General features: G+C 67.0%; 23 protein-coding genes. 6 read left to right on the top strand and 17 right to left on the bottom strand.

Features of this window, described 5'->3' with window-relative positions:
• Positions 1–135: 135 nt before the first annotated feature.
• Entirely contained in the window at positions 136–582 is a 447-nt protein-coding gene (locus ACFW6B_RS04315; protein ID WP_386591844.1) for a hypothetical protein, read from the bottom strand.
• 131 nt (positions 583–713) lie between these two features.
• Between ACFW6B_RS04315 and ACFW6B_RS04310 the strand changes: the two genes are divergently transcribed.
• Entirely contained in the window at positions 714–1,037 is a 324-nt protein-coding gene (locus ACFW6B_RS04310) for a hypothetical protein (protein ID WP_386591842.1), read from the top strand.
• Positions 1,038–1,281: 244 nt separating this feature from the next.
• The gene (locus tag ACFW6B_RS04305) at positions 1,282–1,608 is read left to right on the top strand and encodes a GYD domain-containing protein (RefSeq protein ID WP_351195892.1); all 327 of its coding nucleotides are present in this window, start codon (positions 1,282–1,284) and stop codon (positions 1,606–1,608) included.
• Positions 1,609–1,700: 92 nt separating this feature from the next.
• Here ACFW6B_RS04305 and ACFW6B_RS04300 read toward each other — a convergent pair whose 3' ends face one another.
• From ACFW6B_RS04300 to ACFW6B_RS04235, 14 genes are all read right to left on the bottom strand, one after another.
• Entirely contained in the window at positions 1,701–2,183 is a 483-nt protein-coding gene (locus tag ACFW6B_RS04300; protein WP_386591840.1) for a hypothetical protein, read from the bottom strand.
• Between the two features lie 233 nt (positions 2,184–2,416).
• A complete protein-coding gene (locus ACFW6B_RS04295; RefSeq protein ID WP_386591838.1) occupies positions 2,417–3,175 on the bottom strand; it encodes a DUF6928 family protein in 759 nt (252 codons plus the stop codon).
• Positions 3,176–3,491: 316 nt separating this feature from the next.
• Positions 3,492–4,727, bottom strand: coding sequence for a tyrosine-type recombinase/integrase (locus ACFW6B_RS04290; protein WP_386591836.1), 1,236 nt, complete (start codon positions 4,725–4,727; stop codon positions 3,492–3,494).
• Positions 4,727–4,924, bottom strand: a complete 198-nt coding sequence (locus ACFW6B_RS04285; protein WP_386591834.1) for a helix-turn-helix domain-containing protein — start codon at positions 4,922–4,924, stop codon at positions 4,727–4,729. The genes ACFW6B_RS04290 and ACFW6B_RS04285 overlap by 1 nt, the downstream gene beginning before the upstream one ends.
• Positions 4,921–6,339, bottom strand: a complete 1,419-nt coding sequence (gene repSA, locus ACFW6B_RS04280; protein WP_386591831.1) for a replication initiator protein RepSA — start codon at positions 6,337–6,339, stop codon at positions 4,921–4,923. The genes ACFW6B_RS04285 and repSA overlap by 4 nt, the downstream gene beginning before the upstream one ends.
• A gap of 88 nt (positions 6,340–6,427) precedes the next feature.
• The gene (locus ACFW6B_RS04275) at positions 6,428–6,739 is read right to left on the bottom strand and encodes a SpdD-like protein (RefSeq protein WP_386591829.1); all 312 of its coding nucleotides are present in this window, start codon (positions 6,737–6,739) and stop codon (positions 6,428–6,430) included.
• Positions 6,740–6,762: 23 nt separating this feature from the next.
• Complete coding sequence (locus tag ACFW6B_RS04270; RefSeq protein WP_384788503.1) at positions 6,763–6,918, bottom strand: hypothetical protein; 156 nt, start codon at positions 6,916–6,918, stop codon at positions 6,763–6,765.
• A gap of 11 nt (positions 6,919–6,929) precedes the next feature.
• Positions 6,930–7,121, bottom strand: coding sequence for a mobile element transfer protein (locus ACFW6B_RS04265; RefSeq protein ID WP_386591827.1), 192 nt, complete (start codon positions 7,119–7,121; stop codon positions 6,930–6,932).
• 6 nt (positions 7,122–7,127) lie between these two features.
• Complete coding sequence (locus tag ACFW6B_RS04260) at positions 7,128–7,313, bottom strand: hypothetical protein (RefSeq protein WP_386591825.1); 186 nt, start codon at positions 7,311–7,313, stop codon at positions 7,128–7,130.
• Between the two features lie 17 nt (positions 7,314–7,330).
• Positions 7,331–8,044: a DUF2637 domain-containing protein gene (locus ACFW6B_RS04255; RefSeq protein ID WP_386591823.1), complete on the bottom strand. Its 714-nt coding sequence runs from the start codon at positions 8,042–8,044 to the stop codon at positions 7,331–7,333.
• Positions 8,044–8,247 (bottom strand): hypothetical protein, encoded by a 204-nt coding sequence (locus tag ACFW6B_RS04250; protein WP_386591821.1) that lies wholly within the window; start codon positions 8,245–8,247, stop codon positions 8,044–8,046. Before ACFW6B_RS04250 ends, ACFW6B_RS04255 begins: the two co-directional genes overlap by 1 nt.
• A gap of 83 nt (positions 8,248–8,330) precedes the next feature.
• A complete protein-coding gene (locus ACFW6B_RS04245; protein WP_386592177.1) occupies positions 8,331–9,674 on the bottom strand; it encodes an FtsK/SpoIIIE domain-containing protein in 1,344 nt (447 codons plus the stop codon).
• 14 nt (positions 9,675–9,688) lie between these two features.
• Positions 9,689–10,045 carry a hypothetical protein gene (locus ACFW6B_RS04240; protein ID WP_328447596.1) on the bottom strand — a complete coding sequence of 119 codons (357 nt, stop codon included), beginning with the start codon at positions 10,043–10,045 and terminating at the stop codon, positions 9,689–9,691.
• 138 nt (positions 10,046–10,183) lie between these two features.
• Complete coding sequence (locus ACFW6B_RS04235; RefSeq protein ID WP_386591819.1) at positions 10,184–10,963, bottom strand: GntR family transcriptional regulator; 780 nt, start codon at positions 10,961–10,963, stop codon at positions 10,184–10,186.
• A gap of 18 nt (positions 10,964–10,981) precedes the next feature.
• Between ACFW6B_RS04235 and ACFW6B_RS04230 the strand changes: the two genes are divergently transcribed.
• Positions 10,982–11,449 carry an NUDIX hydrolase gene (locus ACFW6B_RS04230; RefSeq protein WP_386591817.1) on the top strand — a complete coding sequence of 156 codons (468 nt, stop codon included), beginning with the start codon at positions 10,982–10,984 and terminating at the stop codon, positions 11,447–11,449.
• Positions 11,446–11,733, top strand: a complete 288-nt coding sequence (locus ACFW6B_RS04225; protein ID WP_386591815.1) for a hypothetical protein — start codon at positions 11,446–11,448, stop codon at positions 11,731–11,733. Before ACFW6B_RS04230 ends, ACFW6B_RS04225 begins: the two co-directional genes overlap by 4 nt.
• A 278-nt stretch (positions 11,734–12,011) precedes the next feature.
• On the opposite strand, the gene ACFW6B_RS04220 is transcribed toward ACFW6B_RS04225, so the two are convergent.
• Both ACFW6B_RS04220 and ACFW6B_RS04215 read right to left on the bottom strand, forming a co-directional pair.
• Complete coding sequence (locus ACFW6B_RS04220) at positions 12,012–12,944, bottom strand: hypothetical protein (protein ID WP_386591813.1); 933 nt, start codon at positions 12,942–12,944, stop codon at positions 12,012–12,014.
• Positions 12,941–14,101, bottom strand: a complete 1,161-nt coding sequence (locus ACFW6B_RS04215) for an AAA family ATPase (protein WP_386591811.1) — start codon at positions 14,099–14,101, stop codon at positions 12,941–12,943. Before ACFW6B_RS04215 ends, ACFW6B_RS04220 begins: the two co-directional genes overlap by 4 nt.
• A 796-nt stretch (positions 14,102–14,897) precedes the next feature.
• Between ACFW6B_RS04215 and ACFW6B_RS04210 the strand changes: the two genes are divergently transcribed.
• A complete protein-coding gene (locus ACFW6B_RS04210) occupies positions 14,898–15,329 on the top strand; it encodes a hypothetical protein (RefSeq protein ID WP_386591809.1) in 432 nt (143 codons plus the stop codon).
• Positions 15,326–17,021: tetratricopeptide repeat protein (locus tag ACFW6B_RS04205; protein ID WP_386591808.1), on the top strand; the 1,696-nt coding region annotated here is incomplete at its 3' end. The genes ACFW6B_RS04210 and ACFW6B_RS04205, both read left to right, overlap by 4 nt.

Raw genomic sequence — 17,021 nt, 5'->3', positions numbered from 1 at the left:
CCGCCTGAGAACTGTGAACGGTCAAACCGCGCACAGTACGGCACCGCCTCGGCCAGGATCAAGATCGCCAAGGGGTGCAGGGTCCACGGTCGGCCACCCCGTCTCGCTCCGGCCGGGGCCGGGGGACTCTGCTTCTCAGGCCTGTGCGAGGCGCCGATGGACCACCTCGCCGCTTGTGGCGATGAATTGTTCAGTGGCGATGCGGTGCCGGTTCCAACGGCTGGTGAACTCTGCTTCATCCACGACGCCTCGCCTCCAGTAGCTGCCGAGTTGCTGACCGGCGTTGTTCAGTTCCTGTAGTGCCGAGAGCAGGGCCCGGTCCTTCGAGAGGATTTGCAGCCGGGCTGACGCCAGCCCGTGAGCTGATACGTCCCAGCTGCTGACGCGGTCATTCATGTCGAGGACCCGCTCCTCCCAGACACGGTTGTGGAAGTCCGAGGATGAGGCGGCCAGGTAAGCGCATTGCTCCAAGAGCAGCTCCGAGATGCGAGCCCTGTGTTCAGCGCGCTTCACGAGGTGCTGCCCCAGCAGAGCGATCGCGGCACCGACAACAGTCGCGAACAACGTCCCCCATATGTCCATGGTGGGCATTGTTTCCTGGTTGCCGCTCGCTGCGTGCTGTCCTCGGCCGGTCCGATGGTCTGCCCCTGTCGGAGACCGCAGCCGCTGCCTGCGTCGGCCATGGTTCGTTCGTGCCGGGTACGCTCCCGGCCATGACGACACCTCCCGCGACGGACTCCCGGACGCTCCCCTCCTCGAACGCGTTGCGGGGTGTCTCTCTGGCCTCGCTGGGTGTCTTCCTCGTGAGCTGGGCTCTGTGCTGGGTGAACGCGTACGTCATCAATGACGACCTGCCGAACGCCTGCGGCGACCTGCGCCGGCAGAGCTTTCCGCCGGAGGTGGCGTGCCTGTCCGCGAACGGCACGCTCACCGGTGCGAACCCCGGCTGGCTCGAGGTCCTGTTCTTCGCCTCGCTCGTGGTGTTCGTGCTGCTCATGAGCATGGTGCTGGCGCTCTTGGCCGTCCGCAGGAAGTGACACGTACGGTCCAGGCCCCTACCGGCGGGGCTCGGAGACGTGATCGGCTCTCCGGCGTCAGAGAGCAGAGGTCGTGCCGGAACGGTGTCAGGTCCGGAACGGTGTCAGGTAGCGCGGCGGCCGGGGCGCTCACCGGCAGCGGCCATGCCGGTCGTCGTCCCGGCCGTTCGGGGGACACCCGGGCGGCCTCGGAGGCGTGTCCCACCCCGTGGGGCATCCCTTGCTGAGACGAAAGGGAGACATGATGCCGCTCTATCTGTCGAGGTTCAGCTACACGCCGGAGACCTGGGCCAGACTCATCGGCCGGCCCGAGGACCGGGCAAAGGCCGCTCAGTCGTACATCGAGTCCGTCGGCGGCAAGCTCCACGGCTTCTGGTACGCGTTCGGCACCCGCGACGGCTACAACCTGTGGGAGGCCCCTGACAACGTCTCCATGGCCGCGGTCGCCCTGGCGATCAGCGGAGGCGGTGCACTCAGCTCGTTCGAGACGACCGTTCTCCTGACGGTCGACGAAACCATGGATGCCCTGCGCAAAGCCGGACAAGTCCAGTACCGGGCTCCGGGGGCGTAGCGGTCCGGCCGTCCCGCCAGTCGTCGGCCGCAGTCGAAGCGAGCTCGGATCGAACTCCTGAAGCGGTGTTCGAAACCGTGACGCGCCACGCGTCAGTCTTCTCCGACTTGGAGCAGGGCCACGACAAACCCGTTGCCCGTGCCTGCAACCACTCCGTCGAAGGAGAACCGAGATACCGGGTTCCACCCGTGGCCCGCATCCGATGGTTCGATGTTCGTCCACCACGTGGAGTCCCGTCCCAGCAGCTTCACCACTCGCTGCGCAGCTCGATGAGCGTGCTCACGATCACGACGCAGCCGGCCGGGAAAGACCAGGTCACCCGCAGACAGGTAGGCCATGACGGTTCCCGCCTCTTCCCTGTCGATGGCCGTCAGGGCATCGGCAATGTCAGCGGGGCGGGTCGGCCCTCGAGAACCCTTGATCGCATAGGATGCCCAAGCCTTCTGGGCGTCAAGGACCAAGCCGTACACGTGCTCTTCAACGGAGCCCGCGCCCCCGCTCTCGACCCGGCCGAAGACGCCGTCCTCCTTGGCCAATGACTCAAGCATCACTCGCAGGTCCGTCGCGGTCTCCACGCCCGCATACTCCCATGCGGCGGCAGCACCGGAACGAGGTACGGAGCCGCATCGGCGGCCGGCTGAGCCGTCTCGGTTTCCGGGCTGGGAAGGTCGGCTGAGGCACGCCGTTCAAACACGTCGGAACGACACACATGGGGGCGGGTTCGAGGAGGTGGGATGAGTGTCTGACCGCGTGACAACGCCGACAACGACGACCTCGGTCCTCGGCTTCGGGACGGTCAGGTCGTGCGTCACGGGACGTCGGGTTCGATCAGCGAGCTGTCGGGGCCCAGCCGGTGGGAATACGACGATCTCATGTTTTCCCTGATCTTCCGCAGCTTCGCCTCTTCCCCCGCAGGGTCGGGCCCGTGGGGGTCCCGCACGAAGAAGCCGTGGAGGTCGATGTCGTACGGGTCGAAGGCGTCAGGTCCGGGCCGGTCCTCCTGGACGAGGCCGCAGAGCGTACGCAGGGCCTCTTCGCCCAGGTCCAAGGGGTGAAAGGGGAGCGGGCGCGGTTCTTCGTCCTCGTTTGGCCGGGGGACGACGTCTACGGGGTGGTCCCCGGCCCAGTAGGGAAGCTCGAAGGGGAGCGGTTCGCCGATGTCCTCGATGACGCCGCAGTCCGGCGACAGGCTCAGGGAGCGGACCAGGCGCCCGTCCTCCCACACCGCGAACGCGAACCAGTCGACGATGCTGTGCATGGCGTGCAGGACGAGACGTCGGCCGACGCTCGCCGCGACGAGGTGCTCGGGAAGCCGGGACGGGAAGTCGATCATCACCCGCTGGTCGCAGACCATCTCCACGCCCGGCCGGCTCGCGGCGTACGCGGCGCCTTCCGGAGGGTACAAGCAGTAGGCCAGCGGCGAGCCGCCGAGCCGTTCGATCTCCGAGCCCGGGTAAAGGCGCCGCATCATCTCGGACGTCCGCGGCAGGTCCGCCGCCTTCGCCCCTCGCAGCAGGCCAGGCACCTCGCCGTCGGCGTAGATGAGCAGTCCCGTCTTGGTCCCCATGACCCCTCCCCGATGAGTCGCGCCCGATGGCCGTCGCACCATAACCGCCGGCACCGACATCGCCAGGAGGGTCCGATCGAGTGCCACGCCGGGCCGTCCCCGGGCCGTGCGAGGCCGGCCGACGCCGACGGCCGGCACCCACAGGCACCTGCCCCCGCCCCGCTCCGGCCGGGGCCGGTGCTGTTGATCTGCGACACTGGAAGGGTTATGCCTGCACCCGGAGAACGGACCTTCCCCGGGCACGAAGAAGCCCCCTACCAGCGACGATGTCGCCAGTAGGGGGCTGTCCTGTACCCGCTGGGCCGTCCCTGGGCCGTCAGGGTTCCGGGGCCGTGCCGAAGACCCCGTCCAGGGCCCGGCGGGCCCGCTCGCGGCTGCTGGGCATCAGGTGGGCGTACACCCGCAGCGTCATCGCCGGGTCGGAGTGCCCGAGGTATTCGCTCACGGCCTTGACGCTCTCGCCCGCGTCCAGGAGGACCGAGGCGTAGAAGTGGCGAAGGGCGTGCATCCCGTGCTGCCGGGCGGAGGCGTACGGCTTCCCGGGCTTGGGCGTCGGGATGAGGCCGGCCGCCGCAAGGGCGGGCTTCCACTCCAGGGCGTTGAAGTTGCTTCGCCAGACGATTCCGCCGACCGTGTTGGTGAAGATCAGCCGCCGCTCGGTGAGCGGGCCGTCCGGCCGGATCCACGGCAGCTTGATCGCCACGGGCGGGTGACTCGCCATGTGCCGCCGCAAGGCGGAGGCCACCGAGGACGGCAGCGGCACGTCCCGTTCCTTGTTGCCCTTCGGCGGGGCGAAGACCGCGACACCCCGGATCAGCTTGACCTGAGTGGTGACACGAAGCGTGTCGCCGTCGAGCTGAATCGTGTCCTCGGCCAAGCCGACGATCTCACCCTGCCGGAGACCGCAGCCGCTGCCCACGTCGACCATGGCTCGGTAGCGCTCGGGCAGGGTGTCACGGACCGCACGCACCTGGGACGGCAGCCAGGGCACGACCCGAGCGGCAGAGACGGCGGGCGGACGGACCGACGCCGCCGAGCATGGGTTCCGGGCGAGGTGGCCATCATCCACGGCGGCAGACAGCACCGCACGGACGTTGGCGTAGATGTTGCGGGCGTAGGTGCTGCTGATCGAGTCGCTTTCCAGATCCCGCACGAACTCGCGGATGTGGAGCGGCCGGAAGGACCCGAGGGGGCGCGACCCGATACGAGGGAAGGCGTGCAGCCGAAGGCGGGTCTCCGCTCCGATGCGTGTGTTCAGGTCGGTCGTCTGCCCGGTGATCCAGCGCTCCGCGTACTGCTGGAAGGTCGTCTGTGCCGCCTTGGGGTCGATGTACTGCCCCCGGGACATGTCGGCGGCCGTCTCGGCCAGCCACTCCTCCGCCCGACGCTTCTGCCGGTCGGGAAAGGACTGGCTCTTCTCTGTGCCGTCCGGCCCGACGTACCGGGCCCGGTAGCGGAGGCCGCTGCCGTAGCGGTCCGATTTGACCTTGACCGGCTTGCCGTCCGGACCCGGTTCCGTCTTGTACCAGCGATCCTGCACGTGCCCCGGCATCAGGCGGCCGTCTCGGTCAGACCGTCGATCCACTGGCGGAGCCGCACAGGGTCGTACCGAAGATGCCGCCCGACCCGGAAGGCCGGAGGACCCGAGCGCTTGCGCCGCCACTGGTACAGCGTCTCGACCGGAACACCCAGGAGCTCAGCGACATCGGCCGGAGTCAGGTACCGCTCGGGAAGCGCGCGAACGGTCATGCCGCAGCTCCTTCCACTGCCAGGTCTCGCAGGGCTTCACGGGCCGTCTCGCGGTTGGCCTGGAGATCACGGGCGATCGTCGATGCGAGAGCGGCTTCGCCCGGGGTGTGGCCGTGGCCGGCGTACTGCCAGTCGGTCAGGACGAGGACGGTGTCCGGCTCGCGTTCGTCGAGGCCGAGGACGGATGCCTCCTGGGCGGCGCGGTAGTCGGCGCGTTCCTGGCGGATGGCGCCGAGGGTGGTGGAGTACGTGCGCGACTTGGACGAGAAGTGCCCGCGGAAGCCGAGCATGTGTGCCCAGGCCCAGAGCCGTCTGTCCGGGTACAGGGCGTCCAAGTCGCGGCAGGCGGTGATGAGTCGGCGGGTGTGGTCGGGCACGCCGTGGCGGTCGAGTTCGGAGAGTTCGCCGATGCGGCGGTCCAGGGTCCCGGTGTTCTCGGCGGCTTTGGTCGCGTACTTGGCCACGTACGAGGCGACGGCCTGCTCGGTGATGTCGGAGCCGTCGCCGAAGGCTTTGACCGGGCGGACGTCGAGCTGTCTTCCCCATCGGAAGGTCCGGGCCGGTTGGTCACCGGCGGCCGGGACCGAGACGGATGTGTACGAGTGCGCGGCGGCGGCGCGGAGCGCGTCCGAGAGGAGGTCGACCGTGGCCCATGCGGGTGGGGGTGTGTCGGGTCCGTCGGGGCCGTCGAGGCGTACGACGGCGTGGAAGTGGAGGGCGCCGCGCTTCTGGAACTCGGCGACCTTGCCGTACGAGACGCGCAGGTGACCGGCGAGTTCGCGGCGGGGCAGTCCGGCGCGGGCGGCGAGTTCGCGGCGCAGGCGGGTGGTGAAGCGCTGCCAGAGCTGTCCGGCGTGGTTGTTGAAGAGGACGGCGCCCGCATAGTCGTAGGAGTCGGGGTGGAGGGCGGTGCCCAGCTCGGGGGAGTCGGCGGTGTGCGCGGTGCCGCAGCGGCAGGCACCACCGTGGTCGGGGCGGTTGTGGACCGGGCCGAACGAGGGCGCGGTGAGGGTGGCGAAGACGCGGGGGTGGTCGCGGATGGTGGCGGGGATGTCGCGGCGGTCGTCCCCGGCGAGGCCGGCGCGGATCAGGTGGTAGGTGTCACCCGCGTACGTCCAAGCGCAGGAGGGGCAGCGGGAGGCGCGGCGGTTGCCGCAGGCGAGGCGGAGGCGTCCGCCGGGCTCGTTCTCGGTGGAGTAGTGGTGCAGGGTCTCACCGGTGGTCTTGTCCTTGGTGAGAGTCCAGCCGGTGAGGTGGATCGGGTCGGAGCAGCCGCCGGTGCGGCGGATCTGGTCCTCCCAGCGGGTGTAGTCGGAGGCGGAGGCCACCCGGAGGAGGTCTCCGAGGGCGATCGGGTCGAGCTGCGGGGCGGATGTGGGTGCCTTCTGTGTCGCGGATGAGGCCCGGTGGGCCATGCTGGGGGTTCCTTCCGGTTGTGAGATCGGACAGGGACGGCTCCCGGGCGGCGGATGCTTGGCGGTATCGAGGCCGCCCGGGGGCCGGTCAGCGGCGCTTGGCGTCGGCGGTGAGCAGGGAGCGCAGGACGACCGCGCAGACGGCGATCGAGGCGCCCGTGATGGCGACCGCCAGGAGCAGGGAGACCAGGACGGCACCGACGACCAGGACCACGGCGGTGCCGGCGCCCACGAGGGCGAGCGCGGTGCCGGGGGTGAGCTGGACGACCGGACGGGCCGCGGTGACCGGGGCCGGCGGCGGGACCGGGGTGCCCGGGACGATGGCGGTCGGCTGGACGACGGCGGGCGGAGTGGTCAGGCCGGTGGGCTGGGGCATGGTCGGGAACTTGGGCCGGAGCATGGGCGGTTCTCCTTTGTGGCGCGCTACTTGACGGCGGTGTCGATGACGGGGGCCAGGACGCTGTCGGCGAGGAGGAATCCGCCGAGGAGCAGTACGGCGATGAGCCACCAGGGCGGGCGGATGAGCTTGACGCCGAGGTAGCCGACGGCGACCAGGGCGAGCCAGAGCGGGACCTGCACGGGGTGTCTCCTCAGCGGACGGTGCAGCGGTGGGTGCGGGCGGCGAGCTGGGCGGCGGTCTGGCTGGAGTAGTCGGCGGACCATCCGCAGCGGTCGGAGGTGCAGACGGCGGCGTGCGTGGTGCGGCCGTTGCGGTCGCGGTGGGTACCGATCTGCACGGGGCCGATCCGCATCAGGGAGTGGAAGTTGTCGCGTGCGGGCACGTCGGATCAGTCCCTTCGGGTGGTGGGGTCGGGGTACCGGGCGCGGATGCTCCGGGCGGTGACCGGGTCGTCGACGCGGCGGGCGGCTTCCTCTGCGAGCAGGTGGGCGAGGAAGGGACGTCCGGCCGCCGCCATGTCCCGTGCCGCGTCGAGGTAGTCGGCGGCGGTCAGGTCGGCCGGGTCGGAGGTCATCTCTGTTCTCCCTTGCGTCAGTTGAGGTGGGCGGCGATGGCGTCGGCGAGGTGGGGCGGGACGCCGAGGCGGGAGCGGAGGGTGTCGGGATCGATCGGGGAGCCGGTACGGGCGCGGTACTCGTCGGCGACCTTGCGGGCGTGGTCGACCAGGACGGCGGGGACCGGCGGGGCAGAAGCCGGGACGAGAGTCGGGGCAGGGCCCGGGGAAACGGCGGCTTCCACGGCTGGGGCGGGGACCGCGGCAGGCTCGGGCAGGGCTTCCGTGATCGATGCGCGTCCGGTGTCCGGCAACGGTTGTCCGTCCGAGTGCTCGGGGTCCTGCGGTGGGGCGACCGGGGTCGGCGGTGCCGTCCGCGGCTCAGGGGCCGGCGAGTGGGCGAGGAGCGTGCCGCCGAGGAAGGCGAGCGCGGGCCATCCGGCGATGCCGAGGCGGAGCGGGGCGGGCGGGTCGGCCAGGTCGAGGAATCCGGCGGTGGCGATGTTGGCGCCGAGCGAGGCGGACAGCGCGACGACGAACCAGCACCAGGCCAGCCGGGACGGTCCCTCGCTGCGCAGCTTCCGCCAGGCGGCGACGAGGAGCAGGTCGACGCTGACCGGGTAGGCCCAGGCCTTCCAGCCGTTCTGTCCGGCAGCGGCGGCCAGGTCGTGCAGGTGGGCGAAGGACAGGGCACCGGCGATCACGGCCTGGACCAGGACCGCGTCGACCCGGAGGCCGTGACGGGCGCCCATCAGGCGTCGCCCGGATAGGCGGGGCCGTCGTCGGGGTCGTAGTCCTCCGGGAACACCCCGGACGGCGGCTCGGGCAGCGAGACGGCGAGGGCTGGGCTGACGGCGTCCACGAAGTCGAGGTCGGCGCCGGCCATGTCGGCGTAGAGCGCGAGTTGGCCGAGCAGGAGCACGGTCCGGGCGAAGTCCTCGCAGTTCGGGCACATGACGGGTCTCCCTTCTTTGGGCATGGCAGGGGTAGGGACCTGGCGCGAAGGCGGTCGCGCCGACCGTGGGGGCGGGGCAGGAATCAGACGGTGACCGAGGACGCCTTGACCAGCGGCACGGACTCGGCGGCGGCGCTGGGGAGAGCGGGTCGGAACGGGGCCAGCTCGGGCAGGTCCGGGGTCCGGTCGGCGTGCCGGTTGCAGATGTTCACGGCCTGGCGGAGCGAGGTGTGCGGGGCGCGGATGCGGTGCCACCCGCCGGAGGAGTCGCCCGCGATGGCGATGCCCCGCGTCTCGGCCGGGATCTGGATCGCGGCGAGGACGGCGTCCGGGGAGATGTCGCCGAAGGCCATGTTGGCCGAGGTCTCGTCGTTGACGCGGTGAGCGGTACGGCCGGTGAGCTGGGCGCGGAGCATGGTGATGCCCTTGCCGAGTTCGGAGCCGAAGCGCTGCCCGCAGATCTCCAGGTAGATGCCGGCCGCACGGCCGAGCTGGGCGAGGCGGACCAGGGCGGTGATGATGCGGTCTCTCCGCTTCTCCTCCTCCTTGCTCGCGTACAGGGCGAGTTCGGCGACCTCATCTACCAGGACCACGACCGGGACCGGGCGAAGGTCGTCGGGCAGGTCCCAGATGTCGGCGGCGATCTCCGCGTCCGGCACGTCGGAGGTGATCCGCTGCTGGGACCGGATGAGCTGATAGACGTGCCCCATCCGGGCCACGAGCGCTTCGAGGACTTCCGCGGCGGTGTCGGGATCGTCGGCCAGCGCGGAGAACCGGCGGGCCAGCGGGAACAGCTCGACCCCTTGCTTGCAGTCGATGCCGACGAGGGCGACGTCCATCGGGGCGAGCCCCGCGACCAGGTTGCGCTGGTAGACGGACTTGCCGGACTCCGTGGCGCCGAGGGTGAGGGCGTGAGGTACCGCCCGGTAGTCGCGGTAGTGCACCGAACCGTCCTCCCGCAGCGCGACCGGTACCCGCATCGGCCGGTGGACGGTCTCGGTCGGCATCTGTACCCGCTTGAGCACGTCGTAGCCGGTCATCCGCACCTCTATGACGCCGGAGCGCAGCTCACGCGAGGTCACGCCGTACATCGAGAACGAGTGCCGGAGCCGGTCCGAGGCGGCGGCGACGTCGAACGCGTCCTGCCCGGGGCGGAGCTTGAGCCTCAGGACCAGGCCGGTACGGGTCGGCCGCAGCCGCAGGATGCGCGGCGGACGCGGATCCGGCATCGGCCGGTTGGCGGCACGGGCCAGGGCGAGCCGCCAGCGCGAGGGCGGGACGGTCAGCCCGCACGCGTCCATGACCGAGCGGTAGCGGACCAGGACCCGTAACACGGCCAGAGTGACCCCGAAGGTCAACCAGTACCAGGCGGGGCGCCGCCACCGCAGGAGACCCACGGCGGCGACGACCAGCACCAGAACGACCATGAAGTCGGCCACGATCAGGCCGCCTTGGACCCTGCGGCAGCACCGACGAGCGAGGTGACCGCGACCGCGCGGAACGCGATGCCGTGTCGCCTCTGGCCGTTGAAGTCGTTTTCCCAGGGCCGGGCGATCAGGCCCGTGAGCGCGACCGGCGTGCCCATGGCCAGCTCACCGGAGATGCCCGGCTCCGGAACGGTGATGGACAGGATCTCCACCTCCTCGTTCGCCGCGAACATCACGTCCACAGTCATCAGCCTCGCCCCGGTCTCCGTGTCGGTGGCGACCTCGCCGGTACGACGGTCACGCACCTTGACCTGCGGGGACTTGGCGACCATCACGACCGCGCCGGAGGTGTCGACGGGAATCTGACGCACAGAGCTCACTCCTCTATAGATGCTGGACTCCGTCACTCATGTATAGGAGTGACATGAAGAAGAGTGCCTCACTCCTGTACATGAGTCAACCCGCCACGAAGAGGAACTCGTGGCGGGCTGCGGGATGCTGAGCGGGTGTCAGTCCTCGGCGGGAATCCGGTACTCGAAGACGAACTGGTCAGCGGCCATGAGGGTGTCACACACCTCGACCACGAGACCCGCGGTCGTACGCGCCTCCCGGATCAGGTGAACCACGGGTGCACCCGGGCTCAGCGCCAGCTCCGAGGCTTCCGCTTTGGAGGCCGGCCTCGCTTGCAGCGTCTCGACGTACTCCGCGAACTCATGCCCGTGGTCTTCGAGCCGGGCATAGATGCCACCGCCGCCGGGATTCTCGGCGAACAGCTCGGGGATGTCCTTCACGACGTCCCAGGGCAGGTAGGACGTGGCGGTCTCGACCGGCGTGCCGTTGCGGAAGTAGAGACGCCGACGGGCCAGCACCTGCGTGCCGACGGGGACGCCCAGACGTTCGGCGGCTCCCTCGGGTGCCTCCTGGGGCCCGATGTAGAGGACGCTGACTTTGGCGGTGGCCCCGGACTGCGAGGACTCCGCGAGGTAGGCCGCCTGTCCTCCGCGGCGCAGCGAACGCCGGAAGCGATCCGAGGAACGGTGCCGCACCGGAGGCCGGTCCTTCACGATCGAACCCTTGCCGTGCCGGGTCTCGACCAGTCCACTCGCCCGCACCTCGACCATGGCCTTGCGAATCGTCCCGCCGGCGACGCCGTAGCGCTCCACCAGCTCCGATTCACTCGGCACCATGTCGCCGGGCTTCAGAACCCCCGCCCGGATCTGCCGCACGATCTCGTCCGCGATCTGTACGTACCGAGGCCCGGAACCGGCCCCTCCCGCCGCAGTTCCCATAGTCCTTCCCTGCCTCCTATGCTCCTCTACATGAGTCAACCACAGGAAGCGACACCCTCCCCCCTGCACTCCGTGTCCGTTGCCGGAGTAGTGGTGCGCGAGGACGGCCGCCTCCTGGCGATCCGCCGAGCCGACAACGGCACCTGGGAGCTCCCGGGCGGCATCCTCGAACTCGACGAGACCCCGGAGGCCGGCGTCGCCCGCGAGGTCCTGGAGGAGACCGGCATCCACGTCGAGGTGGACGAACTCACCGGCGTCTACAAGAACATGACCCGCGGCATCGTGGCCCTGGTCTTCCGCTGTAAGCCGTCGGGCGGCACCGAACGCACCTCGAACGAGTCCCTGGCGGTCTCATGGCTCACGCCGGACGAGGTCAGCGAACGCATGTCCGAGGCATTCGCGGTGAGGCTCCTGGACGCCTTGGACGGCAACGGGCCCCACGTGCGGAGCCACGACGGACAGCGCCTCATCGGCGAGAAAGCGTGACAAACAGGCTGCCGGTGGAGAACGCGGGCGACACGGACGTCTGCCTGTTCATCGAGCCGTACGGCGAGGACTTCTGGATGAAGCCCGGAGACGCCTTCGAGGTCGTGCCCCTGAGCGACAGCAACGTGCAGTTCTCAGTATCCGTCTCGAAGGACCTCTTCACCGTGTGGCTCTACGAGAACGGCGACCCCTACAACGCACTACTCGACTACGACGTGGTCGGGACCGACGGCAAGAAACTGGCGTGCGGACACCAAAGACCAACCGACTCCAGCAGCAACTGAGCCCCAGAACGCCGACCTGCCGACACGACACGACCGCCCCGGCGGGGTAAGACTTTCTCTTCTTCATCAAGGCGGCTCGCTCCGCTCCCCGCGCGTGGCCCGGCCGCCGGCCGGGCCTGCGCTCCTGTCTCCGCCCCGCTCCAGCCCGGCCGGCGGCCGGGCCACACTCATGGCGATCAGTCGCCTGGTGTCAGAGAAGGGGTACATCGTGGCTGGAGCGGTCGGCTCCGCTGCTTTAAGCTGCGAATTTGCGACATTATGAGACCTTAATTTGGTCCCTAAATCAGCGCCTCCAAGCGATCCCTATAGTAGTTGACCCAATTCTCCCTAAAGTCACAAGTTGCCAGATAGGCTCGCGCTACTGAATCCTCGACGCCTCCATAATGCACCGGCGCCGATCCGAAGTGCCCCTTCACTCTATATACCAGGTATGGCGCAAGCCATTTACCCTTCAGTAGGCGATAGCTATGCCCCCTGGAATAGCATGAATTTATTCGCCCTCGAACACGTGTCGAAATCGCATTAAATTCCGCCGATGTGCGACGTGTCGATGCAGAAATCTTGGCTTCTGCCGCTGCTAGTTTGACCGATTCCGCAGATCCATACTTTGGATTATTTACCCATGACTCACGGCCGAATCCAACGTCGCAGCCAGCCCCCACTGCTTTGGCTACAGTGCAAAGAGTGACCCACTCCCTCCACGTGTCCGCAAGATCTTTCACCCAGCCTTTTAGGTCGGCTGCAAGCTGACTCGCTGAAGCAGAGTCTAGTGAGAGAATTCCTGCCAGTGCCTCTTCATCATTCCCGCGGACAAAAGCTTCTGCTTCAACATCGAACATCTCCGTATAAATCACATGCGGGGACCTCTTCTTCCCTCCAGATAAATCATCATTGTCTCGGTCAATCATGAAGGCGATGGAATGTTTCCCACTCGACGAGGTAACGCTTAGCTTCTTAGCTGTCTTGAAGTAGTCATAGTGAGCAAGGACAGCCTTCTTGCCGCCCGCAACGGCTCCAGTTACGTCGTCCTTTAGTTGCTCCGCTAGCCAAATCTGATAGCCAGCGGTTTCGATCGACGTGCTGCTATCACAGACGCGATCATAAAATCGCGCGTCGAGATCTTTACCCTCGACAATTACAAACAAGGAGTCCTGCGAGATCTGCACTCGACGCGCAAACGCAGATCTGTTGTATGAAAGCCTGCGGCTCATAGCTCGTGGATCATCCTGTCGGGAAGTGCGGCCATGATCTCTGGAGAGTGCGTGGCAAGGATGAGTTGAGTCCTTGGATTGATCGTGCGCATCGCATTAACCAATCTATGCTGCCAATCGACATGCATCGAGATCTCCGGCTCATCCACAATCACAGAGTTAGGCCCGGCAGCCAAGCACTCAACCAGAAGCCGGACAACTTGCTTCTGTCCGCTCGAAAGAGCCTCCAGGGGGACCTCATCATTCCCCTGCCTAATTTTTAGATATCTCCCCTCGAAGTCCACCCGCATTCTCCCATTGAACAGTTCGTGAATCAAGCGCTCAACCGCCTGTTTCGGTTCCTGAGCATTTTCCACCTCCTTCTGCACTTCTACAATTTCAGCAACGACCTCGCGCATCAATTCGTTCGCCAGGAAGTTCTCCGAGAAGCTTTCGTAATCCCCAACCCTGAGATGAAGATTTTGATCCTGAAAGAAGTTTTTCACTGCTACGTAAGCAGCCTCAACGTCAATATCCGTCAGGTCTGTCCGCACTTTTCGTGGCGAGAGTGACCTCGTGATGACCGATCCTGCGATTGCTGCGAGACCGTTTTGCTGAGCGCGGCGGATCTGCATCAATTCGCGAGTATTGTACTCTTGCCAAATCGCCTGAATTTGCCGCGCGAACATTCGGTCATAGGCCACCTCATCTAGAATGTCTGCAGTGCTTCCAACTCGCATTCTGGGGCTGTCGCTCAGGCGCAAAATGGACAAGTAGCTATGCCGAAAACCTCGACCAACATATTCGGATGGCTTAGTGCTCCATCGCATCTTTTCGGCCTGATCGATGAGCCTTTCACCCACTTGTCGATCATGCAATTCGTAATCATCGAACAAGGCATCTGGCGGCTCGATTTGAATATTTTTTGCCCTTGGGTTCCTAATCCTCCGCTCAACCTCCTTGCTCCCACTTTGAATCTTCACAACGGCCCAATCGAAAGGAACACGCACAAGGATAGAAGCTTCGTCTTGAAGTGCGCTGTGCAAAATTTTGAGCATGGACGTCTTCCCGCTGCCGTTTAGCCCCCAAAAGACGTTTACATCAGGTTGCAGGGAATGACGGATAACGTCTGATCGGCCAGCAAGGCCAGCGATCTCAAAACTTACGATACTAGACATGGCTAGTTGTTTTCCTTCCAGAGGGAACTCCCTCGCAGGACTATAGTTCTGGAACTGGATCTGATCGCGGTTTTCTGAAAGATTCGGTGAGCTGCCTCTGGCCGGCCTCGATCGGACGGCATCACAGCATCAGCCGCGTCGATAGCGCTGCCGCAAGGTCAGAGGGCAGCTCCTGTGGCGTCATACGCGGTCGACGCGCACAGCGCGGGGAACAGCGGGGACTCAGGCGAAAGTGGCCGAGCCAAGTGAGGCCGACCGTCCCTGCTGCTCAGGTCAGCGCCTGGGGGCATCCAGCGACTCAGCTTCCCAAGCTGAGGGCTCAGGCGCTGTCGTCACGGGCCAGTCGTGGAGGCTTGCTCTGGTCGACGGCACCGGCAGCGTGGCTGAGGCTGGTGGGGGTGCGGCGAGGCCACGCGCGCCTAGTCGGTCGGCGCGCCCGCCCGTCGTGGCTGACTGTCGTCGGCTGAGGTTCAGACGAGGCGTGTCGAAGGTGCTGGCCGTCAGGCGAGCGGGCCGTCCCTGGGCCGTCCGAGGTTGCTCAACAGTGGCCAAGGGCGACCAACGACGATCGCCAGGCACCCGAGCCCACCACCCCTGAGCAGCAAAAACCCTGCTCACCTAGATGCCCGGCAAGACCCAGGGCAAGAAGAAGTAACCCGTGCCGCGCCCCCGCGATCGTGAAACTTCGACTCTGGAACTGCGGCAGGCGGTTTAGCCGTTTTGCACTCATAGAGTGTCTTCGATTTCTACGCTTGGTCACCTGCGAAAGTGGAATGACACACAGTCAGGAGTGTCTGTGAGTGCAGAGATTGTCGGGTTGGTGGAGCAAGCCGGGCCGTACCTGTCGGCGGCGGTGTCCGCGTACGGGGTGGCGGTGCTCAGCCGTGCCGAGGGCGCCGCTGTGGACGCTGCGGCCGAGGCGACAGCAGGCCTGGGGCGGCGCATTCTTCAGCTGGTATGGCGTCGTCGGGACGAAGCTGGCCAGGCTGCTTTGGAGGCGGCGGTGCAAGAAGCTGCCGAGGAGCCGGACGACGCAGATGCGGCGGGGGCGTTGCGTCAGCAGATCAAGCGGGCGTTGCGGGAGGACGCTGGTCTGGTGGATGAGTTGGCCCGGCTATTGCCCGCACGCAGTGAGGTAGTACATGTGACGGCGTCCGGTGAGCGGTCCGTCGCCGCGCAATCCATCGGCGTCGCCGTCACCGGGGACAACGCGACGATCAAGCCATGAACGAGGAATCTGCTGCGGCGCAAAGCGGCCCCCAGGCTGCGGGGGCACGGTCTGTGGCAGTCGGCGGCAATGTCGGTGTGGCCATCACCGGTGACGGCACCCAGGTGGTGACCTTGCTGGCGGAGGCGGTGCGGTGGGCTCAGGAGGTACAGGCGCCGCCAGGAGCCGGGAATCTGCCGGGGCCTGCGTCCGGGGTGTTCCTGGGTCGCATGGACGAACTCGCCAAGCTACGCGCGCTCCTGACCGATAGGGGAGAGGCAGCAGTCACCCAGGTGACGCGGACCCGGGCGATCCACGGACTAGGTGGGATCGGCAAGACCACCCTCGCCCTGCACTACGCCCACACCTATCGCCGCAACTACACCCTGGTGTGGTGGATCACTGCCGAGACCACCGAACAGATCGTCACCGGGCTGGCGGACCTGGCGATGCGGCTGTGCCCACAGTGGGCCGCGACCACGGGCGTTCAGGCGCGCGCGGCGTGGGCGATTCTGTGGTTGCAATGGCATCCTGGCTGGCTGCTTGTCTTCGACAACGTCGAACACCCTGCGGATTTGCGTCACTACGTCGGCACTCTGCCGGATGGGCATCACCTGGCCACCAGTCGCAAGGCTGCCGGCTGGCACAGTATCGCCCCCACCATGCCGCTGGGCCTGCTCGATGCCGATGCCTCCGCCGATCTCCTGTGCGCCCTCGCCCTCGGCGAGGAACACCATCCCACCCCGCGGCAGCGCTTACAGGCTCAGGAACTGGCTGCTGAACTTGGCTACCTTCCCCTAGCGTTGGAACAGGCGGGTGCCTACCTGTACGAGACCGGAACCGACCTGGGCGACTATCCCGCCGTGCTCGGACGTGTCCTGGACACCGTCACCGAAGGCATCGACCCGGAGCGCACGATCGCCCGCATCTGGCAGCACACCCTTGCCGCCATTGAGACTCGGAATCCTCTCGCCGTCACCGTGCTGAACACGCTCGCCTGGCTGGCCTCGGATGACATCCCCCGCACTCTTCTCAACCCCTTGGCCCCGGACCCGGTCACGCTGGGTGAGGCGCTGGGGGTGCTGCATGCCTACAACATGATCTCGTTCACCACCGGTCAGCGGAGCATTAGCATCCACCGACTAGTGCAAACCGTCCTACGCCACAGTTTCACCAACGATCCCGACGCCTACCCTCCAGGTCGACAAGAGGCAGAGCACCTCACACATCAGGCCAAGCCCGACCGCTACAGCGCCATCACCCAGTGGGAACGTCTCCTACCCCACCTGTTCGCACTCGCCACCACGACCACCCCGCAATGGCCAGCATCCACCCAGACTGCTGCCACGTACGAAGACGCGGTGCAGTACTTGCGCCAGCAAGGCCGTGACGCCCACACCATTCCCTTGCATACAGTCGCTCTCTCCCAGCGCGAGAAGGCTCTGGGTGACACCCACCCCGATACCCTGTCCAGCCGCAACAACCTTGCCGGCGCCTACAGAGCCGCGGGGAAGCTGGCACAGTCCATTCCCTTGTTCGAGACCGCCCTCGCCCAGCGTGAGCGGGTTCTGGGCGACACCCACCCCGACACCCTGGCCAGTCGCAATGACCTCGCCCTTGCCTACCGGTCGGCAGGGGACCTGAAGCGGGCCATTCCCTTGTTCGAGACCGCCCTCGCCCAGCGTGAGCGGGTTCTGGGCGACACCCACCCCC

The organism is Streptomyces sp. NPDC058751, assembly GCF_042746485.1.
Lineage (GTDB): Bacteria > Actinomycetota > Actinomycetes > Streptomycetales > Streptomycetaceae > Streptomyces.
The sequence above is the reverse complement of the archived record's forward strand: the minus strand, read 5'-3'. Positions and strand labels throughout refer to the sequence as shown.